General features: G+C 45.6%; 22 protein-coding genes. 14 read left to right on the top strand and 8 right to left on the bottom strand.

Going from position 1 to position 23,236, the window contains the following annotated elements:
- The first annotated feature begins 200 nt into the window (after positions 1-200).
- From MHI27_RS08925 to MHI27_RS08915, 3 genes are all read left to right on the top strand, one after another.
- Positions 201-524, top strand: coding sequence for a YtrH family sporulation protein (locus MHI27_RS08925; protein ID WP_042186502.1), 324 nt, complete (start codon positions 201-203; stop codon positions 522-524).
- A 5-nt stretch (positions 525-529) separates the two neighbouring features.
- Positions 530-1,036: a hypothetical protein gene (locus MHI27_RS08920; protein WP_405176061.1), complete on the top strand. Its 507-nt coding sequence runs from the start codon at positions 530-532 to the stop codon at positions 1,034-1,036.
- An 87-nt stretch (positions 1,037-1,123) separates the two neighbouring features.
- Entirely contained in the window at positions 1,124-1,444 is a 321-nt protein-coding gene (locus MHI27_RS08915) for a YtpI family protein (RefSeq protein ID WP_234541033.1), read from the top strand.
- Positions 1,445-1,539: 95 nt separating this feature from the next.
- Here the strand turns inward: MHI27_RS08915 and MHI27_RS08910 are convergent, their stop codons facing one another.
- On the bottom strand, positions 1,540-2,874 hold the full coding sequence (locus MHI27_RS08910; protein WP_076283325.1) for a DRTGG domain-containing protein: 1,335 nt from the start codon (positions 2,872-2,874) through the stop codon (positions 1,540-1,542).
- Positions 2,875-3,051: 177 nt separating this feature from the next.
- Between MHI27_RS08910 and MHI27_RS08905 the strand changes: the two genes are divergently transcribed.
- Both MHI27_RS08905 and MHI27_RS08900 read left to right on the top strand, forming a co-directional pair.
- Positions 3,052-3,885: a hypothetical protein gene (locus MHI27_RS08905; protein ID WP_405176060.1), complete on the top strand. Its 834-nt coding sequence runs from the start codon at positions 3,052-3,054 to the stop codon at positions 3,883-3,885.
- 105 nt (positions 3,886-3,990) lie between these two features.
- Complete coding sequence (locus MHI27_RS08900; RefSeq protein ID WP_405176059.1) at positions 3,991-4,131, top strand: hypothetical protein; 141 nt, start codon at positions 3,991-3,993, stop codon at positions 4,129-4,131.
- A 259-nt stretch (positions 4,132-4,390) separates the two neighbouring features.
- On the opposite strand, the gene MHI27_RS08895 is transcribed toward MHI27_RS08900, so the two are convergent.
- The gene (locus MHI27_RS08895) at positions 4,391-4,675 is read right to left on the bottom strand and encodes a hypothetical protein (RefSeq protein WP_042186490.1); all 285 of its coding nucleotides are present in this window, start codon (positions 4,673-4,675) and stop codon (positions 4,391-4,393) included.
- Between the two features lie 192 nt (positions 4,676-4,867).
- On the opposite strand from MHI27_RS08895, the gene MHI27_RS08890 reads away from it, so the two are divergent.
- On the top strand, positions 4,868-5,443 hold the full coding sequence (locus MHI27_RS08890) for a hypothetical protein (protein WP_405176058.1): 576 nt from the start codon (positions 4,868-4,870) through the stop codon (positions 5,441-5,443).
- A gap of 126 nt (positions 5,444-5,569) precedes the next feature.
- On the opposite strand, the gene MHI27_RS08885 is transcribed toward MHI27_RS08890, so the two are convergent.
- Positions 5,570-5,908: a YlbF family regulator gene (locus MHI27_RS08885; RefSeq protein WP_042186485.1), complete on the bottom strand. Its 339-nt coding sequence runs from the start codon at positions 5,906-5,908 to the stop codon at positions 5,570-5,572.
- A 331-nt stretch (positions 5,909-6,239) separates the two neighbouring features.
- Between MHI27_RS08885 and MHI27_RS08880 the strand changes: the two genes are divergently transcribed.
- From MHI27_RS08880 to MHI27_RS08855, 6 genes are read left to right on the top strand one after another with little or no spacing between them, the layout of a single operon-like run.
- Positions 6,240-7,607 carry a YheC/YheD family protein gene (locus tag MHI27_RS08880; RefSeq protein WP_076283327.1) on the top strand — a complete coding sequence of 456 codons (1,368 nt, stop codon included), beginning with the start codon at positions 6,240-6,242 and terminating at the stop codon, positions 7,605-7,607.
- A gap of 10 nt (positions 7,608-7,617) precedes the next feature.
- Positions 7,618-8,796, top strand: coding sequence for a YheC/YheD family protein (locus tag MHI27_RS08875; RefSeq protein WP_052404216.1), 1,179 nt, complete (start codon positions 7,618-7,620; stop codon positions 8,794-8,796).
- On the top strand, positions 8,797-10,170 hold the full coding sequence (locus MHI27_RS08870; RefSeq protein ID WP_042186478.1) for a YheC/YheD family protein: 1,374 nt from the start codon (positions 8,797-8,799) through the stop codon (positions 10,168-10,170).
- Positions 10,167-11,279 (top strand): YheC/YheD family protein, encoded by a 1,113-nt coding sequence (locus tag MHI27_RS08865; protein WP_405176057.1) that lies wholly within the window; start codon positions 10,167-10,169, stop codon positions 11,277-11,279. The genes MHI27_RS08870 and MHI27_RS08865 overlap by 4 nt, the downstream gene beginning before the upstream one ends.
- Positions 11,280-11,304: 25 nt before the next feature.
- Positions 11,305-11,823, top strand: coding sequence for a GNAT family N-acetyltransferase (locus MHI27_RS08860; protein WP_076283330.1), 519 nt, complete (start codon positions 11,305-11,307; stop codon positions 11,821-11,823).
- Complete coding sequence (locus MHI27_RS08855) at positions 11,805-12,935, top strand: YheC/YheD family protein (protein ID WP_042186470.1); 1,131 nt, start codon at positions 11,805-11,807, stop codon at positions 12,933-12,935. Before MHI27_RS08860 ends, MHI27_RS08855 begins: the two co-directional genes overlap by 19 nt.
- A gap of 90 nt (positions 12,936-13,025) precedes the next feature.
- Here MHI27_RS08855 and MHI27_RS08850 read toward each other — a convergent pair whose 3' ends face one another.
- From MHI27_RS08850 to MHI27_RS08835, 4 genes are all read right to left on the bottom strand, one after another.
- Complete coding sequence (locus MHI27_RS08850; protein WP_405176056.1) at positions 13,026-18,971, bottom strand: immunoglobulin-like domain-containing protein; 5,946 nt, start codon at positions 18,969-18,971, stop codon at positions 13,026-13,028.
- A 3-nt stretch (positions 18,972-18,974) separates the two neighbouring features.
- On the bottom strand, positions 18,975-19,133 hold the full coding sequence (locus tag MHI27_RS08845; protein WP_340968386.1) for a hypothetical protein: 159 nt from the start codon (positions 19,131-19,133) through the stop codon (positions 18,975-18,977).
- Positions 19,134-19,392: 259 nt separating this feature from the next.
- The gene (locus MHI27_RS08840) at positions 19,393-19,668 is read right to left on the bottom strand and encodes a hypothetical protein (protein WP_042186467.1); all 276 of its coding nucleotides are present in this window, start codon (positions 19,666-19,668) and stop codon (positions 19,393-19,395) included.
- 217 nt (positions 19,669-19,885) lie between these two features.
- Positions 19,886-20,611 (bottom strand): HAD family hydrolase, encoded by a 726-nt coding sequence (locus MHI27_RS08835; protein WP_042186464.1) that lies wholly within the window; start codon positions 20,609-20,611, stop codon positions 19,886-19,888.
- Positions 20,612-20,805: 194 nt separating this feature from the next.
- Between MHI27_RS08835 and MHI27_RS08830 the strand changes: the two genes are divergently transcribed.
- A complete protein-coding gene (locus MHI27_RS08830) occupies positions 20,806-21,969 on the top strand; it encodes an ABC transporter permease (protein WP_405176054.1) in 1,164 nt (387 codons plus the stop codon).
- Between the two features lie 96 nt (positions 21,970-22,065).
- Positions 22,066-22,575 carry a PadR family transcriptional regulator gene (locus tag MHI27_RS08825; protein WP_042186461.1) on the top strand — a complete coding sequence of 170 codons (510 nt, stop codon included), beginning with the start codon at positions 22,066-22,068 and terminating at the stop codon, positions 22,573-22,575.
- A 143-nt stretch (positions 22,576-22,718) separates the two neighbouring features.
- Here the strand turns inward: MHI27_RS08825 and MHI27_RS08820 are convergent, their stop codons facing one another.
- A complete protein-coding gene (locus MHI27_RS08820) occupies positions 22,719-22,976 on the bottom strand; it encodes an AbrB/MazE/SpoVT family DNA-binding domain-containing protein (protein ID WP_042125931.1) in 258 nt (85 codons plus the stop codon).
- Positions 22,977-23,236 lie beyond the last annotated feature (260 nt).

Raw genomic sequence — 23,236 nt, 5'->3', positions numbered from 1 at the left:
TGCTCACGTAGCTTCCACTACGCTCCACTCCTCATTTTCTACCTTCTTTCAATCTTCTCGGTGCTGAAAACCGTACTTTTTGAACTCGCACTATAAGATGAAACTATTTTATCATATTAAAGGGGGACCCGCCCATAGAATGGATTAAGAGCACATGGACAGGCAACGATTAGAGATGCCTCGTCCGGGAAGGGGCCTTTATGAGCATTTTTATGAGCAAAGCGATCCTCGATTTCTTTATCGCCTTCGGCATCGTACTTGGCGGAGCTATGGTCGGCGGAATCGGCGCCGTAGTATCCCTGCAACCACCGACGCAAACCATGCTAGATGTAGCAGACCGGATTAAAATATGGGCACTTGCCGCCGCTGTAGGGGGTACTATGGACCCTTTACGGGTCATTGAAAGCAATGTGATTGGAGGTAACCTCTCCCCCGCCATCAAGCAAATCATGTATATTGCCTTCGCTTTTCTCGGAGCTCATATGGGCAGCGAGCTAGTAAAATGGGTGTGCGGCAGGGGGTAACGCCAGTGAGAGTTCCACCATTCAGTCGTTTTCGTAGATTCACCCAAATTTCCGCTATATTCATGCTGGGGATCGTCGTAGGAGCCGTCATATACAACGGTATATACCATGTTGGATATAACGTGTTATGGCTGAATAATGCAGACCTGCGTGTACAGATCGAGCAATATCAAGAGGATATTAAAACACTCAAAAAATACAATAATACCTCTACGGTAATCAGAGAAATAAAAATTCGATCAGAGGAAAGCAAAGCCCAAGCAGAAGGCTCAACCTCAGTTGACCCCGTAACTTTAAAATTAATACTTAATGAAATACGATCAGATCTGGAGCCCATGCGTGGCCGCAGCATGTTCGATATTGACACAGACAGTAAACTGGTTAGGCTGCTGCTGGATGGCAAGCTTTACATTGTGCGTGATAAGGAATACTCTGTCAAAATCCGGACGATGCTCGTCATGGAAGGTGTTCTGCAAATCTGGGTGGAAATCAGTCCTTTTAAGCGCAACTGACAACAATCGTGTGATACAATAATGGACAGACAAAAGTGGAAATTACTTCAAGGCTTTTGCACGACATGATAAAGGAGCTGGCTGTCCATGGTTTTATTTATCAAGTACTTATTGTTTATCCTGCTGGTGATCTTTGTAATCGGCGCCGCTGTGTACAGCTTATCCTCTCGCCGTGCCTTAAATCCCCAAGATAAGGGGCTAAAACGCTCCGTCATGAATGTGATGCTGGGCTGTATGCTCGTAACGCTTTCCCTGATTTCCATGTTTCTATTTCGCGGCTCCACCGTTAATATCATTGTTGAAGCTGCCTTTCTTCTAATCGGTGTGTTTAACATCTTCTCAGGAATACGCAGCTATAGTTATTACAGCCGTAGCCGTAGCCAGGAACAACACCAGTCGAAAGCCTAGACTATCCCTCTGATAGGATTACAAGAATAAAATAGACTACCCTCTCTATCATCGTTGAGGGCAGTCTATTTAGCATGTTTGTGATTCATTATCTATTAGCCGTGATCAATGGATTGCAGCATCAGGACAGCTTTCGCTACCAGGGTATCCGAATAGCTGATCTCTATTTCTAGCTTACATGTACGGCGACTTATCTCGAGCAGTCTCGGCATTACAATAATCGCATGTTCGATCTGTACCGGCCGGATAAAATAGGTGGACATATTATCTAATACATAGTCATTTCCTGTAATATCCTTAGCTGCCTTAAACGCAGAGAGCGTCATTAGCGTAGACAATACACCTTCAGAAATGGTACCAAGGTCTGTGGCCATCTGAGGCGTAATAAAGCCGTGAAAAAACAATCGTCCCTCTTCATCCCGCTCATCCGCAAAACCATTCCAGATGAGATGATCGAAGGTCTCCCCAAGCTGTGGAGTGTTACGGACATCTCGCAGACTTTGCAGCACTTCTTTACGGGTTAGGGAGCCCACCAATTTGCGGTTACGGTCTACAATGGGGAGAAAATCGACACCTTCCCACATCATGATCTGCGCAGCTGAAGCTAGTGAGGTATGCAGCGCAGCGGTAACCGGACTCCGAACCATAGCCTTTTCAATACTTTGCCCTTCTGCCAGGTCCTCTACTTCGCGTCGGCCGATAATCCCAATCACTCGGTTCCATTCATCTGTAACGGGAAAACGTTGCTCTCCAGTTTCCTCAGAAATCTGTCGTAACTCACCTACGGTACTTGAAATTTTTAACGTAATCATACGCGGTTTGCTGTCGACAATATCTTCTACCAGCATAATTTTTTTCTTAATCAATCTATCAAAAATCGCTCGGTTAATCATTGATGCCACGGTAAACGTGTCATGTCTTGATGAAATGATGGGGAGATCCAGTTCGTCGGCTAATGCCTTCACTTCACGACTCGTCCCGAAACCACCTGTAACCAGAACTCCGGCACCCTGCTCTAGCGCCAAGGAGTGAACATCATCGCGGTTACCCACAATAAGCAGACTGTCTGCGTCTATATAACGAATCATCGCGTCGACCTTCATCGCACCGATTACATATTTATGTAGATGTTTACTCAGTCCGCTAGCCCCGCCGAGAACATGACCTTCCACAATATCAACCACGTCACCAAACGTCAGCTGTTCAGAAATGTTACGAGGCTTCTTTTCTACACGTACTGTACCAATCCGTTCCTTCGTAATGACAATTCCAAGATTCTCAGCTTCCTTAACGGCACGATAAGCCGTTCCCTCACTGACCAACATTTCTTTTGCAAGCTTACGAACAGATATTTTGGAGCCTACCTTAAGACTTTCAATATGCTGCAGCAGTTGCTCGTGTTTAGTAATTGCATCGCCTTGACCTTCCAACTGTTACACCCCCGTACTCCGATCTGTACTATACTGTACTCATTATACACGGAGAGAATGGCACAGTACAACCGATTCATAAGCATCGAATTCGAATTTAATTGCCCGTTATTTAGCAACCTTTTCCTCTTTTTTATAGTCTGAGAGTTAAAGAAAGAGGAAAGGAGCATTGTGGATATGAACAAGACCATGTTAATAATATTTACCATTACTTTGCTTTTCATAGGACTGATCGGCTGTGGAAATGCGAGAACCGAAGTAAAACAATCAAGCCAAATAGAGCTGGATGCACAAAATATAGTTTCTATTAACTTAATAGAAGAAGACCAACCGGTGACGACTATTTCTGAAGCATCATCCTTGGAACATTTCGTTCAAGCCATAACTGCTGCTGAATATGATAAAGCACAACTAGATATTGCTCCAAGCGATTACAGAACCACCGTAAACATGAAGGACGGCATAAGTTATGAGTTCTCTTTTTGGATCGTCGGAAGCAACAGTGGGTTACTCATTAAATCGGAACAAACGGGTCACTATCGTCTTTCGGATATCAGCAAAAAAGATCTGTTGGACTTATTCCAATCGACTGTTAAAGAAGATAAGATTTCTCCAGCAGACACTACTAACCCACAGCCCCCTAACGTTCAAGTTACTGTTGGCGGTGAGCAATTCGCTGCCATTCAAGGCTCTTATTGCTGGAATGACAATGGCAAAGGCGTCTGTGTAGATATGGCTTCTTACGATCAATTAGTTACCAAACAGAAGGTACATCCCAAAGCCACCAGCCGAGATCAGGTAGAACTCAAATTCTCATCTGCACCCAAGGAGTTAGAGGTTGTGGCTTCATTTCCAGGTGAGGAACGTCCGGACGAAGCTCTTTCCGTAGAAAATAACAGTTTTCAACTCGCAGCAGGTAGCGGAAAACATCTGTATATAATCCAAGCAAGATGGCCTCAGGGGAGCGCCAGTTATGTATTTGAAGTAGAATGCTCTGCCAGTAAAGAGTAACCCGTTTGTTAGACAAACTGGGTAGTGGGTAGGCGAATAGAGAATAGTCCCTTAAGAAAAAAAGGAAAAATATGTTATGATGGAGAGGTGAAAGGGGATGACTTTATGCAATTTCTTTTTATACTCGCGATTCTCGTTCCTGCGGTATGGTACTACGCGGCTCTAGGTAAACGGATATCTGCAGAAGAAAAGAAAGCTGGAAAAGATCTCTCGGATGAGATCAATCCTTTTACAGGTGCAAAATAACTTTAATCCCCCTGCTTTGCGGGGCAATTTTAAAGCCCACTGGCTTAAGCTAGTGGGCTTTTCTGTGAATCTAAGGGATTTATACCCCTCTTTTTGCTAATTCGGCGCTTTTCACGGCAATCTAGGGGATTTATACCCCTCTTTTAGCTAATTCGGTGCTTTTTACGGGAATCTAGGGGATTTATACCCCTCTTTTAGCTAATTCGGCGCTTTTCACGGGAATATTTAAATCTAGTTACTTAAGAACGCAGCCCCAATTCTATGATCTTTGTGTAACTCTAGTTTCTTCTTTCCATTTGGACTGCCATTGCTCCAATTTTGCTTTTCGCACAGCTTCCAAACGCTTGGTCTTCTCCTCATCAACACCGATAATAAAATGCAGATGTGCCGCAATAACCATAAAGGCAAAAAGTGACCAGACTACCCCAAAACCAAATACCCAGCTAGGCCCATTCGCAAGCGATAACTTCGGCAGAGCATACAAAAGCATGGCCAACGCCAGCAACAGATAGACACCATGTTTAAACTTGTTTCTTTTTCTCATTACTAACAGCTCCTCGTAGACAAGATATTCGATTGAATCTATATCTCTACTCTATGAACATGAAGCCCGTAATATGAGACAAGTCCATAAAAATATACTTCTACTCAAAAAATTATATAAAATAGTATGCATTTATGTAGCTAGCAAAGCTTATATATGAGATGATTATTTCATTTAGGGGGCGATTTAGAATTGAATGCAACTTATACTCATACCGAATACATAATTCGAAAAAAGGTATTTTCGATCATGGGTGCGAAGCTTCATATTTATGATAACACCGAGCAGCTTGTACTCTATTCACAAATGAAAGCATTCAAGTTGAAAGAGGATATTGCACTGTACACGGATGAGTCTATGCAAAAGGAGCTTCTGCGTATAAAAGCCCGCAATGCCATCGACTTTAGTGCCGTTTATGATGTGCATGATTCGGAGACTGGCGAGCATGTTGGTGCTCTTCGGCGTAAGGGACTCAAATCGATTTTGAAAGATGAATGGACGATTCTCGATCATCATGATCAGGAAATCGGAAAAATCAAGGAAGATAGCACCGCAATGGCTATACTCCGCCGCTTCATCTCTATTATCCCTCAAAAATATAATATCGAGATGAATGATACAACGATCCCGACTTTCAAACAAAATTTTAATCCATTCGTTACAAAAATCATCGCTGACTTCTCTGAGGATCCCAAGGGAATGCTTGATCGCCGCCTAGGTTTGGCTGCTGGTATTCTTCTCTGCGCAATCGAAGGAAAACAAGATTAGCGAGTTTACTCATGTGCTAGTCACAAGAATAAATAGGGTGTTCCCAATGCCAACCGGCTTCGGGAACACCCTATTTAGATTGCACTGATCAAACTTTTCAGGTGAATACCCGCTTACTAAAAGCGTTTATTCGCCATACAATTGCGACAAGCTCTCGGTAATGATCTTGTTTACATCCTCGATTACAACACTCAGACGGCGTTCTGCATCGAACAGACGGCGAATCCCAAGATTCATGTTAAGCACCTCGAATAATTTCTCCATCTTCTCCATTTCTTCCTGTGGAGGCATATCTCCGCTCATCATCCGTTGTTGAAGCTCCAATTGGCCATTACGGAAGTTGTCGAGCATCGCCTTGGCTTCAGGATCTGTTTCTACCAGTTTCATCGCGTTGGTGATATCCGCTACCTCAGTGCTTTCTTTAATGGCTTTCGCCAGTTCATGTGCTTTGTCGTGAATACTCATTATGATTCCTCCTAAAAGTTTTGTAAGTCACTACTTCTCGATTCGTCTTCGTACAAAACTCACTTCGAAAGCGTTGCTTAAGTTTTGTTAGCGTTCGCTTCCTAGAGTTACTTCGTACAAAACTCGCACCGGAAGCATACGCTTAAGTTTCCAAATATTGATTCATCCCATGCTTGTTTCGCTTCTTGGGTCAGACTTATGAAATGATGCGGCAAGGTTTTTAAAGAGTAGGTCAATCACCAAGGGTCATATGTCTCCATATGATGAATGATATGTAACCCTTAGCTACCAAATTGCCGGCATCATGCTGCCTACCGGAAGGAGATCCACGATGTCCCAATTCAAGATCCCGGTCCATACGGTCCACACGGGCATCCTGCAGGAAAACGCTATAATGCTTGGCGAACGATCCATGAAAAGACTCAAAATCCCGGCTCACGGAACGCTCCAGCTGGCTTTCGGCTCTTTCCGGCAGGAGGTTACCATTATCCCGGCTCCCAAATCCGAAAGCCTGCGTGTAAGCGAAGGACTGGCGCGGCGGACCGGATGGAAACATCGGCAAACCCTCAACGCCTCTTACAGCTCCGTAAGTCGTACCTTGCGACTCGGACCGTTGATCGGTGTACTCGTCAGCCGTGACCATCCAGATAATCTCGACAGGCTGTTTGGACCCATTACCATGTTCTGTCGAGAATTAACAAATGCCTGCCACTCACAAGGCGCCTATGTATATTTCTTTACCCCGGAAGCGCTGGAAACAAGCAGCTCTTCCATCCAGGGCTGGGTATACAACGAGGGTTGGAGGAAAATGAGTCTGCCCATTGCCGATGTAATCAACAATCGGCTAACGACGCGAAAGGTGGAGAATAAACCTAGCGTACAGCATTTTTTGGCGGATGTAAAATCACGGTATGGAACGCATTTCTTCAACGAAAAATTTCTTGACAAGACAGAAGTATTTGAAGCTTTAGCGCAAGACCCTTCATTGAAGCGGTATTTACCGGAATCGCATGCTTTAAACGGTTTTGCTGTTGTAAAGAAAATGTGTAGCCAATACCCAAGCGTGTTTCTAAAGCCTGTACGGGGCAGTCTCGGCAAAGGCATTCTCCGAATCTCCAAAGATGAAGGCGGAGGATACCGTTTGTTATCTACTACCTCTATAGGTACACGCAAACAAAGCTACCCGACATTAGCTAAACTGTACCAGTCCATTGCTCCCAAGATGAAGACAACGCGCTACCAGATTCAACAAGGATTGCCCTTAATGGAGCTCGGTAAGCGTCCTGTAGATTTCCGAGCACTTGTACAGAAGAATGGTACCGGAAAATGGGGCGTTACCTCCATTGTCGCTCGCACCGCTGGAAGCAATCATTTCGTCTCCAATCTAGCAAGAGGTGGCAGTCTCAGTACTGTCCGTGAAGCCGTAAGCAAGAGCAGCCTTCCTCCAGGTACCAAGGATAGCGTACAGCTTCAGCTTCCAAGAGCAGCACTAGCCATTGCAAGAGGAGTAGAAACCTTTATCCCTGCTCATTTCGGAGAGCTCGGAATCGATCTGGCACTGGATCAATCCGGACGAATATGGCTCTTGGAGGTTAACTCCAAACCTTCCAAGAACGATAATACACCGCTAAACGATCAAAAAATCAGACCGTCCGTCAAGCAAATGATTCTGTATTGCCGCTATTTGGCCGGTTTATAAGGAGGACACAATGACTGAAACAGCTATGGGGTTCCTCGGTATTATGACGGGCCGTCGCCATGGGAATCCTCCGATTGCCGAGCCAGAATTTTGCAGTCATTTATGCCGTGCAGCTCCGCGATACAACCTTAAAGTCCTCGTGTTTCATCCGGACGGAGTAGCGGCAGACGGGTCATCTATAACCGGTTATACATGGAAAGACGGAAGCTGGCACAATACGACCTCTACACCACCAGATATCATTTATAATCGTTGTTTTTACAATAGTCCGAAAGAAAGAAAAGAAGCCTCGTCTGCACTCTCTTTCCTTCACCGCTCACTACCTTGGTCAAGAGGTTTACCTGATAAATGGGGCGTATACGAGATCTTGAAGCGCAACCGAAGAGCCGCTATTTTACTGCCGGAAACTGTTCTTTATACCGGTACACGCAAGTTAAGCAATATGCTCGCTGAAAGAGAATACGGGGTCTTCCTAAAACCCAAAGCAGGCTCTCATGGCAAACGTACATTGCATGCCATACTGCAGAACAGACGCTCTGGAGGAGGCATAAGAGTACGAGGGCGTGATGGGACAAATACACCCTTTCAATATGTATTCAGCTCGCAGGATGAAGGACTGAACTGGATTCATGAATTTATCGGCACACGCCGCTATATTATACAGCCTTATCTGCACCTAACTAATCGTAAGGGGCAACCGTTCGATGTGCGTGTATTGATGCAAAAGAATGGCCTCGGTCGCTGGGATCTTACTGGCATGGCCGTTCGGCTGGGTAATCATGGTTCACTGACTTCGAACCTGCATGGCGGTGGAACTGCGGTTCCTCCCTTGCCCTTTTTACTTGCAGAATATGGTCAGGACGGAAAAGACATCATGCAGGAGCTTGCTGCAGAAGCTGCATACTTGCCTCCTCTTCTGGAGGCCGCATGCGGTAGGCTTGGAGAACTCGGCCTAGATTTCGGTATTGATTCGAGCGGTCGGATTCATTTACTTGAAGCAAATTCCAAGCCAGGGCGCACGGTATTCCGGCTGACGGGCGACCGCCGGGCTGCTAAGCTCGCCGCCGAGAATCCACTGTCTTATGCGCGCCATCTGCTACTCACACAGCGACGGATACCATCCCTATCTACGGACAGCTCCGTTATAAACGGGAGAATGATAACAATGGTTCCTAAGGAGGATTCATAAATGAGTCTCACTTTTTGCAATGTGCATTTTACTAAGCAGCCCCAAAGAGTTGTATATGTATCAGGTGCACTGATGAAAAGCTTGAAATTAACCGGGAAGAAGAACATTCGCCTTAGACTCGGTAAAGATGCCATCCCGACCATGATCAAGCCCATCAAGCGCGCCGGAAATCATCTATTCCTCGCCACTGGTGTAAAGAGTGCTATCAAGGTTCCGAAATCTGGTGGTATCTATTTACGCAATCTGCAAAACGACGAGGTACAGCTTGGACCTTTGGTCGGTGTTTTGACCGATGGGCCAGCATCTTCAAATCAACCCTTCGGTTCTCGCACTGGCTTTATAAAGCAATTACTGCGGGAAGGCAGTAACAAATGTTATATATTTGCCTTTATGCCGCGTGATATCAACTGGCAACAGGAGCAGGTCTATGGTTATTTCTTAACCGCAGGCGGCAAATTCGAACGTAAAATGGTTCCTCTGCCTGATGTCGTCTACAATCGGCTCCCCAGTCGGAGAGCGGAGACTTCACCTTATATCAACCAGCTTCGCGAACGCTTTATGCGCAAGAAAATCCCTTACTTCAACTGGAGCTTCTTCAATAAGTCCGATATTTATCGGTTGCTAGAGAATGACGGAGCTGCAAACCGTTACGTACCTGAGACACACAGCAATCCCTCCTCCGAAAAAATGAGGGAAATGCTGGATCACCACCATTTTGTATATTACAAACCTTCCGCAGGCAGCCTGGGTCACGGGATTTACCGACTTACCTATCTGCCGAAAAAAGGATATTTTGCCCGCTACCGCAAAGGTGGAAAAAACGTACTTCTGCGCTTCACTACCTTTGAAAGCCTCATGCGTATGCTTCGGTCACGACACGGTCAAGGCCTGCAAAATTATATCGTCCAACAAGGAATACGTTTGATTGAAATTGATGGCTGCCCCATTGACTTCCGATTCCATATGCATAAAAACGGCAGTAATCAATGGATTGTAGTCGGTATTGGCGCTAAGAAAGCCGGCCGGGGCAGTGTCACCACTCACCTCAAAAACGGGGGGGCATTGCTTACACCTGGGCAGGCGCTCGGGCGTGTATTCGGCAGCCGAGCAGATGAAGTATTACAGCGTGCGAAGAGTACAGCCATTAAGCTGGCAGAATCCTTAGAAATCCAGCATCGTCATTTGCTCGGTGAAATTGGCTTTGATCTCGGCATTGATCAGGATGAAGACATCTGGATGTTCGAGGCCAACGCCAAACCAGGACGTTCCATCTTCCGTCATCCTTCCCTGCGCGCTGAGGGCAAAGCTTCCATCGAGCACATTCTGGAGCATTGTCTATACCTCAGCAAATTCCGCAGGAGGGATGAGATGTGAACACCCATATTCCGGATGAAACAAAACCCGTTATTGCCATACTGACAACCAGCGATAAAGTAAGGCATTTTAATGGCAACCGTAATAATTTCCGGGACATCATTCGCACAGGCAAGGAACTGGGATTTCTTGTCTACGTCGTCACTGTCCGTGACTTGAAGCTCGAGGAACGGATGGTGAACGGTTATGTCCCATCATCCAGCGGAAGAATATGGTACAGCATTCCTGTACCTCTTCCACAAATCATCTATAATCGAATTCCTACCCGTGAGGATGAGGAAAAACCTGCTGTCGTACGCAAAATAGCTCAATGCTTGGAACATCCAGGCATTAAGCTATATAATCCATATTTTTTCAATAAATGGAGTCTATTTGAATGGCTGAAGGGCTCGCATGCCACCTCAAAGCATGTTCCAAAAACCAGACGTTTACGCAGTGCAAACACGCTTATTGCCATGCTAAATAATCATACCAGTCTCTACCTAAAACCTGAGAATGGCAAAGCAGGTAAAGGAATTATGCGTTTAAAATACCGTGCAGATACCACCTTACCCTATCGTCTGCAAATTCAAAGCGGCAAAAAAAATGTGACCTACAAAGCTGCCTCAGTAGAACGCCTCTGGGCACGGATAGGAAAAGAAAAGGGAAGCTCACGCTATATCGTACAGCAAGCTATTGAACTAGCATCTCACCGAGGACGACCATTTGATCTACGTGTACTTCTGCAGAAAAACGGCAGAGGCGGCTGGGCAATGACCGGCATAGGTGCACGTCTAGCTGGTGCCCGCAGCATCACTACGCATGTACCTCGTGGCGGAAGTATCGAGGAGCCCTCCACCATGCTGGAAAGCACATTTGGAACCGAAAGAGCAGCCTCTATCTTAAAAAGTGTACCTACAACTGCTCTCTTAATTGCCAGACAAATTGAAAGAGCCTCTGATTCTATGCTTGGGGAGATGTCGATGGATCTCGGTGTCGATGAGAACGGTGGACTCTGGTTCTTTGAGGCAAACTCCCGGCCGATGAAATTTGATGAGCCTGCGATTCGCAAGCTTTCTTTGGAGCGAATCTTTCAATATGGCCAGCACTTAGCACGCCATATCAAGTAGAATTCATTAAAGGATGTGACACAGCATGCAGATATCCTCTATCTACGACACTGATGCTAAAAAGTGGAAATCGCGGCTAACCGGACTGCTTGAGTTTATAAGAGAGCATGGGGAGCGTCGGATTACAAACCAAGCTTGCAAGGTAATGGCCCGATTAACTCCAGAACAGTTGTCAGAGCCGGGTGTCTCGCTGCTTGTCGCCACCGTACGCGGTCAGAATGGGCGCCAGCTAGCAGGAGTAAGCTTCGTATCCGGTTTCGGTGAAGAGGCTTGTCTCGTTGCCGTACATCCCTTATACCGAAATAGGCATACCGGCACCGCCCTTATGGCCGCCCAGTTAAAGCGTTTAGGCCGTCTGGAATGCAGTGTTGCTAGCGATAATACAGCCAGTCTGAAAATGTGTTTCAATGTTGGTCTTGCCGCAGTGGCGCTTACTAGTGGCCCTACTGGCAAGCCAACTTTATTGATCCGGTCACCACAGAATACCGTCAGTACTACAAACTCTCCACAAGAAGGTGAACTCCTGTGCCAGAGCCCGTCTTAGGCATTCTTACTTTGTATATAAATGAAGCCAAGCAGCTTGAAGAAAAGGCCGTGTACCGGAGAATGATCATTGAGGGCAATCGAATGGGCTTGGATGTTTTTGTGTTTACCCCCATGGATGTCCATCCCAGCAAAGAGCAGATCCATGCCCTTGTCTTTGATCCAAAGAGCGGGAAATGGTCACGCAAATGGCGTTCCTTCCCGAACATGATTTATGACCGTTGCCGTATCCAGCGCAGCACGCGCTTTCAACAGTTGCTTCGTTTCCGTGAACGCTATAAACATCTGCTGTTTCTGAATCGTCCACTGCGCAACAAATGGACCATTCACCAAACGTTCTCACAAAAGAGTCGCTTCCGGCAGCATATGCCAGAAACATTACTATATAACTCCTCTGCGGATCTGCACCGAATGTTAAAGCAGAGCCCGGTCCTCTATATCAAGCCTGCAAACGGCACAGGTGGACGCGGTATCCTTAGAATTGAGCGGGTAAAGAACAGTAAAGGGGTATTTGATATTCAAGGCCGCCGCCAAGATCGCCGGATTATTCCACCCCGAAAGGTCTCTGCCTCCCGATTGGATTCCATCGTTCGACAATGGTGTATTGGTGGACGTTTCCTCGTCCAACAGGGGATTCCACTACGTTTGCCTGGCGGACGTTTCCATGATTACCGCATGCTCGTTCAAAAGAATGGGCAAGGCGTCTGGGAACTGACAGGAATGGCAGCAAGGGTCGGTGCGGCGCGAAGCGTAACCTCCAATCTTCATGGCGGTGGGCACGCCGTTCGAGCTGAAACGCTCCTGAAGGAATGGCTGGGTAGTCAAGATAAAACCGATAAGGTTATGAAAACTGCCGAAAGGTTAGGTCTTGATGCCGCTGCCTTCTTGGAAGAAAGTTTCGGAGCCTTATGTGAACTTGCACTAGATCTTGCCATTGATCGAGAAGGAAAAATCTATGTGCTGGAGGTTAATCCAAAGCCTGCACGTGAAGTGTTTGCCCGATCAGGGGACGGCAACACCTATCGCAAAGCACTAGTGCGACCTTTAGAATATGCGTTATGGCTATATAATAACAAAGGTGCCCCAACCACAGCTAAGACTACTGAGGAATAAATTGATACTCAACAACAAAAGCAGCGGCTTCCCAACTTGGGCAACCGCTGCTTTTGTTAAAAATAGGAATTAATAAATTCACTGCTACAATTAAGGATTTATGATTCCCGACTGAATCAGAAGTCTTCTTACTGCAGCGGCTGCCTCGGCACGAGTAATATTCTCGTTAGGCGCCAGCCGCTCATTTCTACCTACAATGATGCCGGCAGAAAGATTCATTTTCACGTCTTTTTCTGCCCATTTGGCAATCGATTTCGAATCCGTAAAAGACTGAAGCAGCTCTAAATACTGCTCTTCACTGCGGGTAGATACTAGCTTGGTAATTTTCATCGCTCTGCTGACGATGGTCATCGCTTCTTGTCGGGTAATGCTGTTATTCGGTCTGAATGTATCGTCAGGATAACCGGCAATTAGACCATACTCTATCGCAACTTCCATTTCCCGTTCATACCAGACATGTGCCGGGACATCACTGAAGGATACAGACCGCTCATCATAATTGACAATTCCCAAAGCTCTGACCATCATAGCCGTGAATTCCGCTCTGGTGATTGCGCGCTGCGGCTCATAGACCGTATCGCTCGTGCCATTCGCAACGAGCCTGGAGCCCATAACATTAACATCCTGTTTGCTCCAATGCCGCTCAACATCCTGGAACTCTTCCGGATTCCAGATTAATCCGAAGACTCCGGTCTCGAGGCTGTTAATGCGCGCATAGTAACGTCCATTCTCTATATTCACATAAGTTGGCTGATGATAAATCTCACCATCCTTGTAGAGAACACCTGTTGTAATCTTCATTCCTTCCGGTACCGGCAACGTATATTCTCCCCAACCTTGACTTGAAACGGATCGGGTCTGATTTTTATACGATGCTTCGATATAGAACTTGACAGGTTGACCTACAGGCTGTACCTGCTCCCTCTTGGCTGCCAGTTTGAATCCTTCAATGTAACTCTGATCGGCTGCGGTTAATCCTACACGAATCACAATGTCTTTTGGATTCATATGTTCTTGTCCAAATAGCTTCTGGATTTTATCCAGACTTACATTACCAGAATTCAGCTTGATAGTACCTAAGTCGGTTTCAACCTTAATCACTCCATCCTGATCTTGCAGCTCCTTCAACTTCTCGCCAGTCAGTTCAGTACTTCTGGTGTCTGCTGGTACCGGTACAGGAGCAGTGCTGACAACAATCGGGTTGCCGGAGTGCTGAGAGTCGTCCGATTTCTTATCTGCGATTTGAATCATTTGGAAAATACTGAATTTATCAATCCGGAACTCTGCAAATTCCGGTTCACCTTTAGCGGTGTATCCAATCCGGAGAGGAGAATACACTACAATGTCTCCGTCACTATGCTCAACATAGATTCTCAGACTATCCAGGAAGGCATCTCTGGCAACGGAGCTCTGAACAGGAATCTTGTCAGTCAGCTCAGACAGCGGAATCCGGATATACGTATTGATCCCACTGTAGTTAGTCTCAATCCCCCGCGGTATTCCCTGAACTTTAACGGTATGGTTATTGGCTAGTAAAAGCTTCGTAGTACCAATATTAACGGCGTTCGTCTGGAAGGTCTGCTGTTCCTTTAAATTCCGTACCGGTACAATTCTGAAATACAAGTCTGTACCGGCAGCTTCAAGCTGCTTGATACTTGCTTCATCCAAATGAATGGATGCCAGACTGGTGACGATATCCAATGCAATGTTGCGCCCTGCAAGGGTCAATATGGCCGATGCCGGAATTTCTATGGCAATCTCATCCGCATGTTCAGAAGGATCGTCCACGTGACTTATGGTCAGACTTCGATTCGCCACGTCTGGATCATTCGGATTTACAGCTTCCACCAGATTAAACATTTCATTGTCATCCACAATGATTGTATCGATCTTAGTCCCATCCGACATATTCGTTCTTAGGATGTTGATACCTTGCTGCAACGGCTTGCCATCGTTATTAATAGACAACTCTGCCTGTCTGGAGGTCACTTGACGGATAGCTCCGTCCTTTGCCACTCCCACCGCCTTGACAATCAGCAGATATTTTTTGGTCGCAGTTTTGCCATTTCGGCTAAAGGTTGCAGTCAGGATGACGTTGGTCTCTTCATTTTTCCGGTTAACCTTGCCTATAACTTGATCAGCGTTCTGATCAATTCCGATAACTGACGGTTGATTAGAGGCCCATGTAATATCAGTGCTGTACTTTCCAGTCTGCAGCAGCAGGAAGCCTTCAGTTACACTTTCCCAAATGTCACCTTCTGCAAAGACTGCGGCATCGTCTATCTTCAAACTTCTTGCTGCCTCGTCCACTGCTTCTTGATCACTCAGCTTTTTGACGATGACCGTAAATGTCTTGACTCTAAATTCGCCCGGCTTTTCCGGATCGGCAAGCCGCACGGTAAGCACTATCTTTACATCCTCTTCTTCCGGACCTGGTCTGCTGACCCGGCCAGTGTTCGAGATGATGTCAGGATTACTAGATGTCCAAGACAGTAAGGAACCCGTATCTCCTTTAGTCGTCAAAAATATATTTTTCTTTACAGAAGTCTCGGAATCTCCTGGTGCGTATACAATATTCGCATTAAGTTCATCCTTGGGAAGATCAACCAGACTTGTTCCCTTAACCGTGATGTAGAAGTCCTTTTCATGAAAGAAGCCATCCTTCGTTACCCGGGCGGTCAATCTGACAATCGTATCTTTCAATGGTCGCTGGATTTCTCCTGTGTTACTGACAATATCGCTTCTATGGCTGGTCCATACTACTTTGGAATCATAGAAGCCATTCGAGATCAGCTGGATATTTTGCGTTACGCTGTTTACCGAATCCGGATTGGTATAGCCAATTCTCAACATACCGATTTCTTCTGCCAACTGTTCATTAATATCTGCAATCTTTGCCTTAACATAAAGGACAAACTCTTTCTTAAAGATCACTTCACCCTTGCTTACCACTGCAGTCAGGGTTACCTTCTGGTCCCCTTCCAGATAACCAGGACGCGTCACCTTACCATCTGTGCCGATGACTTCCTTATTCGATGTACTCCAGGTAATGCTGCTGCCGTTGCTACCTTTTGTCAGCAGTTTCAGCAGCGTCTTCACATCCTCCTGGCGCTCATTTTCGGCCCGGATCATCTTCCAGGTCAACCCTGCCAGGTCTTCGCTTACGGCTTCCGCGTCATTCATCGGCTGCTTGATGACTGTCACAACGAATTCCTTGGTCTGAACAGCTTTACCCTTGCTTACTGTCGCAGTCAAGGTTACATTCTGGTCCCCTTCCAGATAACCAGGACGCGTCACCTTACCGTCTGTGCCGATGACTTCCTTATTCGAAGTACTCCAGGTAATACTGCTGCCGTTGCTGCCTTTTGTCAGCAGTTTCAGCAGCGTCTTCACGTCTTTCTGGCTTTCATTATCGGCCCGAATCATCTCCCAGGTTAACCGATTTAAATCTTCAGCAACCGACTGTTCATCGGTTCCCGCTTCTTTTTTGACAATAAGAATAAAGGTCTTCGTCTGGACAGAAGAACCGTTCTTGAATTCCGCTGTTAATGTAACCTCTTGATCCCCTTTCTCGAATGAGGGTCTAGTAACAGTACCGTCAGGCGAGATGACCGCTTCATTCGTAGATTTCCAGATGATCTTACTTCCGTAAGTCCCCTTCTCAGTAAGATATACATCCGAGGTGACAGACTCTTGCTGGATATTCTCTTCCCGGATCGTGTCCCAGGTAAGATCAGTCATATCCCTAACAATTAGAGAAGTTGCATCCGGCACCTGCAAATCGAAATTATTTGAGGTGAGTGATGCTGCAGCGTCAATGACAATTGCAGGATCAACTGTGACCGAAGCAAATGCGGAAGCATCGGATTTCTTCGTTGCCTGCCCCGTAAAGTGGACTTCGAGTATAGTGTCACTGATGCGCACCACAGTGAAGTCCAGTCCCTCCGGTAGGTTATTGATCGTTACACCAGTGTTAACCTCTTCGGTAAATCTGCCGTTCTTCAGGGTTACCCTCAAGGTCTCCTCGACCGAGCCGTCGCCCGCATCATGGAGAACATCTGGAGAAGCCGAAATGGACGGCGGCGGAGAACGGAATAGGACCGAGAAGGTAGTTGACGGGATTCCCGCGACCGTCACCTCCGCATTATTTATACTATCCGTGATTTCGTGGCTGTTTGCATGTCCGGCAATAGATAAGGTTATTTGGGTAGGATTGTCAATCGTAATATCGCCTATTTCCAACCCATCCGGCCAATTCACCGCGTATACTGAATCTTTAACGGATGCATCAAAGATTCCGTTCTTGAGCTCCAGAACCAGTGCATCGGCAATGCTGCCATCATTAAGATCGGATTCATAAACAGGTGAGTGAACGACCAGAAAAGGCTCCTTGTCCTTAAAATCAATCTTAAACGTATTAGTGCTTAGAGATGTCGGACTTCCGACAAGCTTATCAGCCGCTACCGTTACGTAGGCATTGTATACGTCCTCCGTCTCCATTGCGATGCCGTCAAAGCCGATTTGAAGCTCCTTATCAGAGATTCTCTTCAATGTCGCGCTTAGCCCGTCAGGAAGATTTCGAATCTCGATATCATTTGAACCAATATCCGAAGCAAATTTGCCGCCGGTAACGGACAACAGCAATGTCTCGGAAATCTGCCCACTACCGTATACCGCTTCCGAGACAATGCCTTTATCCAAGCTCAGCATAGCTGGATCAATAAAGGTAAGACTGAAGGTCTTGGTTGTTAAATCAGCGGAAGTCCCGATCAGATTCTCTTTGCCGACTGTCACAGACAAGTTATCTACACTAAATTCCTTACTGTGGTTTACCGCTGCACCGGTCAGCTTGAAGTTGAGCTCGGTCTCACTCAGCCGGGTCACCTCACAGCCCAGTCCGGCGGGCAGGTTGTTGATCCGAATATGGTTCACGTCAATCGGATCGGTAAGGGTAGCTCCAAGGATGTTGACCTTCTGGTTACCCTTCACCGTACCATCATTGGCCTCCGTCTCAGTCAGAGGGCCGCTGCCCTCATCCAGCTCGATTTCCGCGAGAACCTCTTTGAAGTCCCGCTCGTCTAGACTGGTGTAGTAGGTGAAGCTCTTGCTCTCACTTGGAGCCAGAGCGCCCGAATCCCAGGTCATCGTGATACCCGTATCAGCCACCACTTCCTGATTTTTAGGCTTCGGACTGTCATACGCCTCAAAGGCATAAGGATCTACATTGGTAAATCCGAATACGGATGCCTTGGCCTGCGGATTGCTTGAGTAAAAGAAGATAGGTGCTCTCGAACTAAATGCTTTAAAGAGCGGGTCTGCGTCCGAATTGGTCTTCGCTTCAACGACAGCAACGCCATCCTCCTCTACGGTATGAGTTACCCTATTAGCCGTTGCATATGATCCGCCCTGGTCTACCGTATTATCCGGATCCATTGAACGCATATACCGAGCTCCATCCCAGGTCTGGTCGGAGAGATTCTTAATGGTAACGTCATTACGGTAGAACTTGTAATCTTCTTTAAAGCTTATAACCTGCTTAATTTCCATTGTTCCGTCCCATGTAGAGACGATAGTCGCACTCAGGAGCCCTTTATCCTCCTGCGAGGTATTCAATACCGTAGTCGGCATTTGCTTGGTGTTCATCACAGCTGAATTGGATTTCGCATATGTATTTCCACCCACCTTATAGCCTACCGCGAACCGTTCCTCGGGAGTCCCAGGCAAATAATAATCCACGGGCAGATCCAAGCCAGTGCCATACCCGTCATGATCCGCACTCATGCCAAGATTATTTCTACTGCTTGTTCCGCGGAAGTTCGCGGGTTTATTGCCCTCAGTGCCGAAATCGCCCCAGTTGCTGATTCCAAGCTCTATATATTTCCCTCCAAGGAATAGCTCAGACCCGCCTAATCCGCCATATTCGGCCCTTGCCCCCGCTGAACCTGCAGCCGCGTTTACTGTTGCAGGTGCAACAGGAAGCATGGACAATACCAAAGACAACACCAACATTATCGAAAACAGCTTATACCTCTTCATTGTTCACTCTCCATTCCTCATAGTCGTTTTACTGCCTTCACTTTTCCGGTGTATGAAAAATGATGGCAGGAGACTGCGAATGTTTACAGCCTGCCACCCCCAACGGGGGAACTTGCTAACAGGCAGGATGTCCAATTCGCGCCAATCTTTCAGTTTGAGCACCTGCACTCCTCCTTTTAGAGAATGATGTAGTTTCATAAAACCAAATCAATCTCACAAAAAACTCACAAAAACTCGATTGGTGTCGAGATATTTTCCAGCAGCACAAAAAAAGCAGAGCGAACGATGGCTCGTTGGCGCTCTGCCTGCATAGGTTATGAAAACTGCCGAAAGGTTAGGTCTTGATGCCACTGCCTTCCTGGAAGATTCTGATGTTCTGAGGAACTTATATTAGAAAAACTCGTTGTATTGAAGATTTTGATTAGCTCAGCCAAGGCGTTAGAAAAAAGAAGAGCATAGTGGTACCCACACAAATATGGAGCAAGAGCTGTAAGTCCTTTTCTAATAGATGTTTAATAAACAAAAGATAGCTCACGATACACAATAAAAAAACAGCAATATAAAAAAATAAGGAATCATAATGAGTAACTATAAATAAGTCTCCGCCACCAATAGAAAAGACTATACCTATTACTAAAAACCACATGCCCACTCCAAGTGCAGCGCTTAAAGCAATAAAAAGGAAGCTCATTATCATTTTTTATACTCCTTTAACATGCTTCTCGATTCCTTATCATCACATAGGAATAACCCCTTTCCATGATCTATCGGATCATCCCCTTTGTTTATGTATATCTTTTTAGCTTTGAGCTATTCCTGCATCTGCATTTAGAACCTTAACATTAAAAAAGGCAACCCTCTGCTTAGATGAGGTTTGCCTTTTATTCGTTTACCAAATATAAATCGCGATATTCCTATTCGCTAACCGATGCGTTGTCGTACAAGTCTATCAACTCATCAAAGGAAGTGATAATTACATCGGAGCCCTTCAGCTCATCCTGACGGCCAAAACCTGCATACGCACAGCCGATGACGGTTTGAGCATTTCCCTTACCTGCCTCCACATCGGACGAGCGATCGCCTACCATCCAGGCACTCTTGATTCCATGATTGTCCAGCAAAATGCGTAGCAATTCTGTCTTCGTCGCAGTGCCTTGACCACCGGCACTATACAATCCTTCAAATAACTCTTTAAGCTCATGCACCACAACTATACTGTGAATGTATTCCTCCAGCCCATTACTAGCCACAAACAACCGTACTCCACGCTCTTTTAGGGCAGTCAGTGTTTCGACCACCTGAGGATACAGTAACGTCCCACCTGCTTCAAGTCCTTCGACCTCAAGCTGCAATAGCAGCTCATCTGCACGGCGGTGCACCGCCTCATCGGCATCAGGCATAACCTTCTTCCAAATATCTGCCAGCAGCATCCCTAAGCCGCTTAGAATAAGCTCTTCAGGCGGTGTTGGTCCTGAGTATAATCCCTCTTCCCGCAAAATATCGAACATTTTATGATATGCAGGTAATAAAAGACTTTCAGTCTGGAACAGTGTTCCATCCATATCAAAAACAATCGCTTCCGGCTTGTTCAACTCCGAGTGAACCGCGTTCAGTTCTGTTCCTTGTACCTCATTACTCATCTGTTGTTCCTCCCCATTCTCTTTTGCTTCAGGTAAGCACATTCATCTGCACGAAATTCCCAGTACAAGCCCTATGATATATGATATCACTTCGGAATGTCCATGCTCTCCACTTTTCTTGTTGCAGTTTATATTTCAATATGTTATATTACAACCTGTAATATAACATATTGAAATATAAAGGAGAGTTAATCATGTCACGTCCATTAATCATGCGCTTCCTCAAGCAGCCTGCTACCATCGTCGGGATTATAACTGCACTGTTGTTCCAAGTCTTTTTCAGCTTAATCTGGATTACAGGGTATGACCATGTAACTGATCGGGTAGATCGGTTGCCGATTGCTATTGTGAATGAGGATGGTGCGAATGCTCAGCCTGTAGTCGATGGCATTACCCAGTCCCTTCAGTTCGTAACCAGACAGGACCTTCCACTAAAAGCTGCCAAGGAAGCCCTTGAGCATAGAGAAATCCGCATGATTATCAATATTCCACAAGGGTTCACCGGAGCGATTAGTAATCCATCCGGAAAGTCTGAACTCCGTTACCTCATAAATGAATCTAATCCGCAAATGGTTAGCAATGTTATGCAGACTGTAGCCCTTAAAGTCACGGCTGCCATGAACACACAAAGCAGTAATACAGCACTAAACCAAACCCTCGAAGCTATGAAGCTGCCACAAGCACAAGCAGAGATCATCAAAAGTGCGGCAAGCAGCCGAATCTCCGCAAACGTTGAAGTCATCCATCCTACAACTAATTTTGCACAAACTATGGTTCCGTTAATGATTGTTACTGCCTCCTTTACCGGAGCTATGCTACTCGCCATGAATCTGCAAAAAGCTTCTTCCAACTTATCGGGTCAATTTGGTAAATGGGATCGCTTTGGAGCCCGGTTTGCCATTATGGGTGCAACGGCTGTACTAACCTCTCTAGTGGGGACTATCATGGTTAACTCACTCGGGATCCACTCCAACCATGGCTTTCTGCTCATGTGGCTGTTCGAATTCATTGTGATTCTCTCCTGCATGATTCTTGCACAGTTCAGTCTGCTGCTACTCGGCGACGCTGGTGCCTGGCTAAATATCGCACTTCTTTCCATACAAATGTTAGCTTCCGGAGCAACAATTCCTCGCGATGTGCTTTCTCCTTTTTATAGCTGGATCGGTCCCTTCTCACCTGCTTACTACGCGGTAAATGGCATGCTCGACCTAGTTATCGGAGGCAATGGTGTATGGAAAGATATGTTCTATCTACTCTGCATTGGTGCAGCAATAGCTGGATTAAGCATTATCCTAACCTTCATTCGCAAGGAAACTCAGTTATCACAAGAACAAGAGCCCGTACCAGCAAATGCGTAATTATTTAGTTTGCCTCCTTGGTTATGCCTTTTCAAATTGAGAGCGAAATGCAGTTGTGATATGGTAGGAGGTGAAAGAGAGGAGCGACAATGATTCATGAATATACAAGATGTCATTCTAGGGATATTAAGTGAAAAACCTCATTCGGGTTATGAGATAAAACGGCATTTCGAGGAATACTTTTCTTTTTTCTTTGATGCCAGCTACGGCACCATCTACCCAACCCTCAGCAAGATGGAGAAGCTGGACCTAATCACCAAAGAATCCATACGGCAGGAAGGCAAACCTGACAAAAATGTATTTACCATTACCCGTGCCGGCTTGGATCAGTTCCATGCTTACTTGCAAACACCGGCTGAAAAGGAAGTTCTGCGTTCAGACTTTTTTATGCATCTGTATTTCGGAGATAAGACCGATAAAGAGAACATAGATAATCTACTTCGGCAAGCATTGATAGAAAAGCAGGCAATGTACGATGATCTTGATCAGAAATTAAAGCAACTAGATTGCAAACTGTCCCCTTACCAGAAGCTGTGTATGGAATTGGGCCTAGTGCAATATGAAGCCTTTATCAAAAAGATTCAAAGTGTGCTGGAGTCTGAATAAGGATCGTGTGAGCAGTAGATTTCCTATTATTCTAGGGGATTTGCTGCTTTTTTTGTTGTGCTATCATAAAAAAGAACCGGCAGCATGCACAAATTGTGCTTGCTGTACCGGTTCTTTTTTAGCAAAAATGTGTAATCTATCGACTACACTCTGTCAAAGCTAGAAATCAGCTCATCGAGAACATCTTTGCTTACCATTTTACCTTTGAAATTGATGAGGTTCTCTGCGCTTCCGGAGAAGATACAAGTTGGCTCGTATTTTCTAAGAATAATTTTCTCTCCATCTACAAAAATCTCGAGCGGGTCTTTTATGTCAATTCCCATCGTTCTACGTAGTTCAATAGGAATTACGATACGTCCCAATTCATCTACTTTTCTTACTATGCCTGTCGCTTTCATCATCGTACATCCTCCCTTAAATTCACATTAATAATCATTTTTGCTAAAAGCTATGTAGGCTTCTAAGTGATAGTAATGATTACGCTATACTCTAATATTAAAGTGCTATTCATTCCCTGTCAATTTTATTTCTACAAAATATGATATTTATCGACAATTATTCGACAAAAATATGTACAATTTCGACAAAATGCTGTAAAGCGATCCAAATTATTTGTCTTGAAATTAATAAATATCCAACATTGCGATTACAAATCAGCTTG

The organism is Paenibacillus sp. FSL H8-0261 (assembly GCF_045040645.1).
In the GTDB taxonomy this organism is placed as follows: Bacteria; Bacillota; Bacilli; order Paenibacillales; family Paenibacillaceae; genus Paenibacillus_AQ.
This window is presented reverse-complemented; position numbering and strand designations above follow the sequence as displayed.

Coding starts and splice junctions, on each gene's coding strand:
- MHI27_RS08925 (WP_042186502.1), top strand. CDS start 201: ATGAGCATTTTTATGAGCAAAGCGATCCTCGATTTCTTTATCGCCTTC.
- MHI27_RS08915 (WP_234541033.1), top strand. CDS start 1,124: ATGGTTTTATTTATCAAGTACTTATTGTTTATCCTGCTGGTGATCTTT.
- MHI27_RS08905 (WP_405176060.1), top strand. CDS start 3,052: ATGAACAAGACCATGTTAATAATATTTACCATTACTTTGCTTTTCATA.
- MHI27_RS08900 (WP_405176059.1), top strand. CDS start 3,991: ATGCAATTTCTTTTTATACTCGCGATTCTCGTTCCTGCGGTATGGTAC.
- MHI27_RS08895 (WP_042186490.1), bottom strand. CDS start 4,675: ATGAGAAAAAGAAACAAGTTTAAACATGGTGTCTATCTGTTGCTGGCG.
- MHI27_RS08885 (WP_042186485.1), bottom strand. CDS start 5,908: ATGAGTATTCACGACAAAGCACATGAACTGGCGAAAGCCATTAAAGAA.
- MHI27_RS08880 (WP_076283327.1), top strand. CDS start 6,240: ATGTCCCAATTCAAGATCCCGGTCCATACGGTCCACACGGGCATCCTG.
- MHI27_RS08875 (WP_052404216.1), top strand. CDS start 7,618: ATGACTGAAACAGCTATGGGGTTCCTCGGTATTATGACGGGCCGTCGC.
- MHI27_RS08870 (WP_042186478.1), top strand. CDS start 8,797: ATGAGTCTCACTTTTTGCAATGTGCATTTTACTAAGCAGCCCCAAAGA.
- MHI27_RS08860 (WP_076283330.1), top strand. CDS start 11,305: ATGCAGATATCCTCTATCTACGACACTGATGCTAAAAAGTGGAAATCG.
- MHI27_RS08850 (WP_405176056.1), bottom strand. CDS start 18,971: ATGAAGAGGTATAAGCTGTTTTCGATAATGTTGGTGTTGTCTTTGGTA.
- MHI27_RS08840 (WP_042186467.1), bottom strand. CDS start 19,668: ATGATAATGAGCTTCCTTTTTATTGCTTTAAGCGCTGCACTTGGAGTG.
- MHI27_RS08835 (WP_042186464.1), bottom strand. CDS start 20,611: ATGAGTAATGAGGTACAAGGAACAGAACTGAACGCGGTTCACTCGGAG.
- MHI27_RS08830 (WP_405176054.1), top strand. CDS start 20,806: ATGTCACGTCCATTAATCATGCGCTTCCTCAAGCAGCCTGCTACCATC.
- MHI27_RS08825 (WP_042186461.1), top strand. CDS start 22,066: ATGAATATACAAGATGTCATTCTAGGGATATTAAGTGAAAAACCTCAT.
- MHI27_RS08820 (WP_042125931.1), bottom strand. CDS start 22,976: ATGATGAAAGCGACAGGCATAGTAAGAAAAGTAGATGAATTGGGACGT.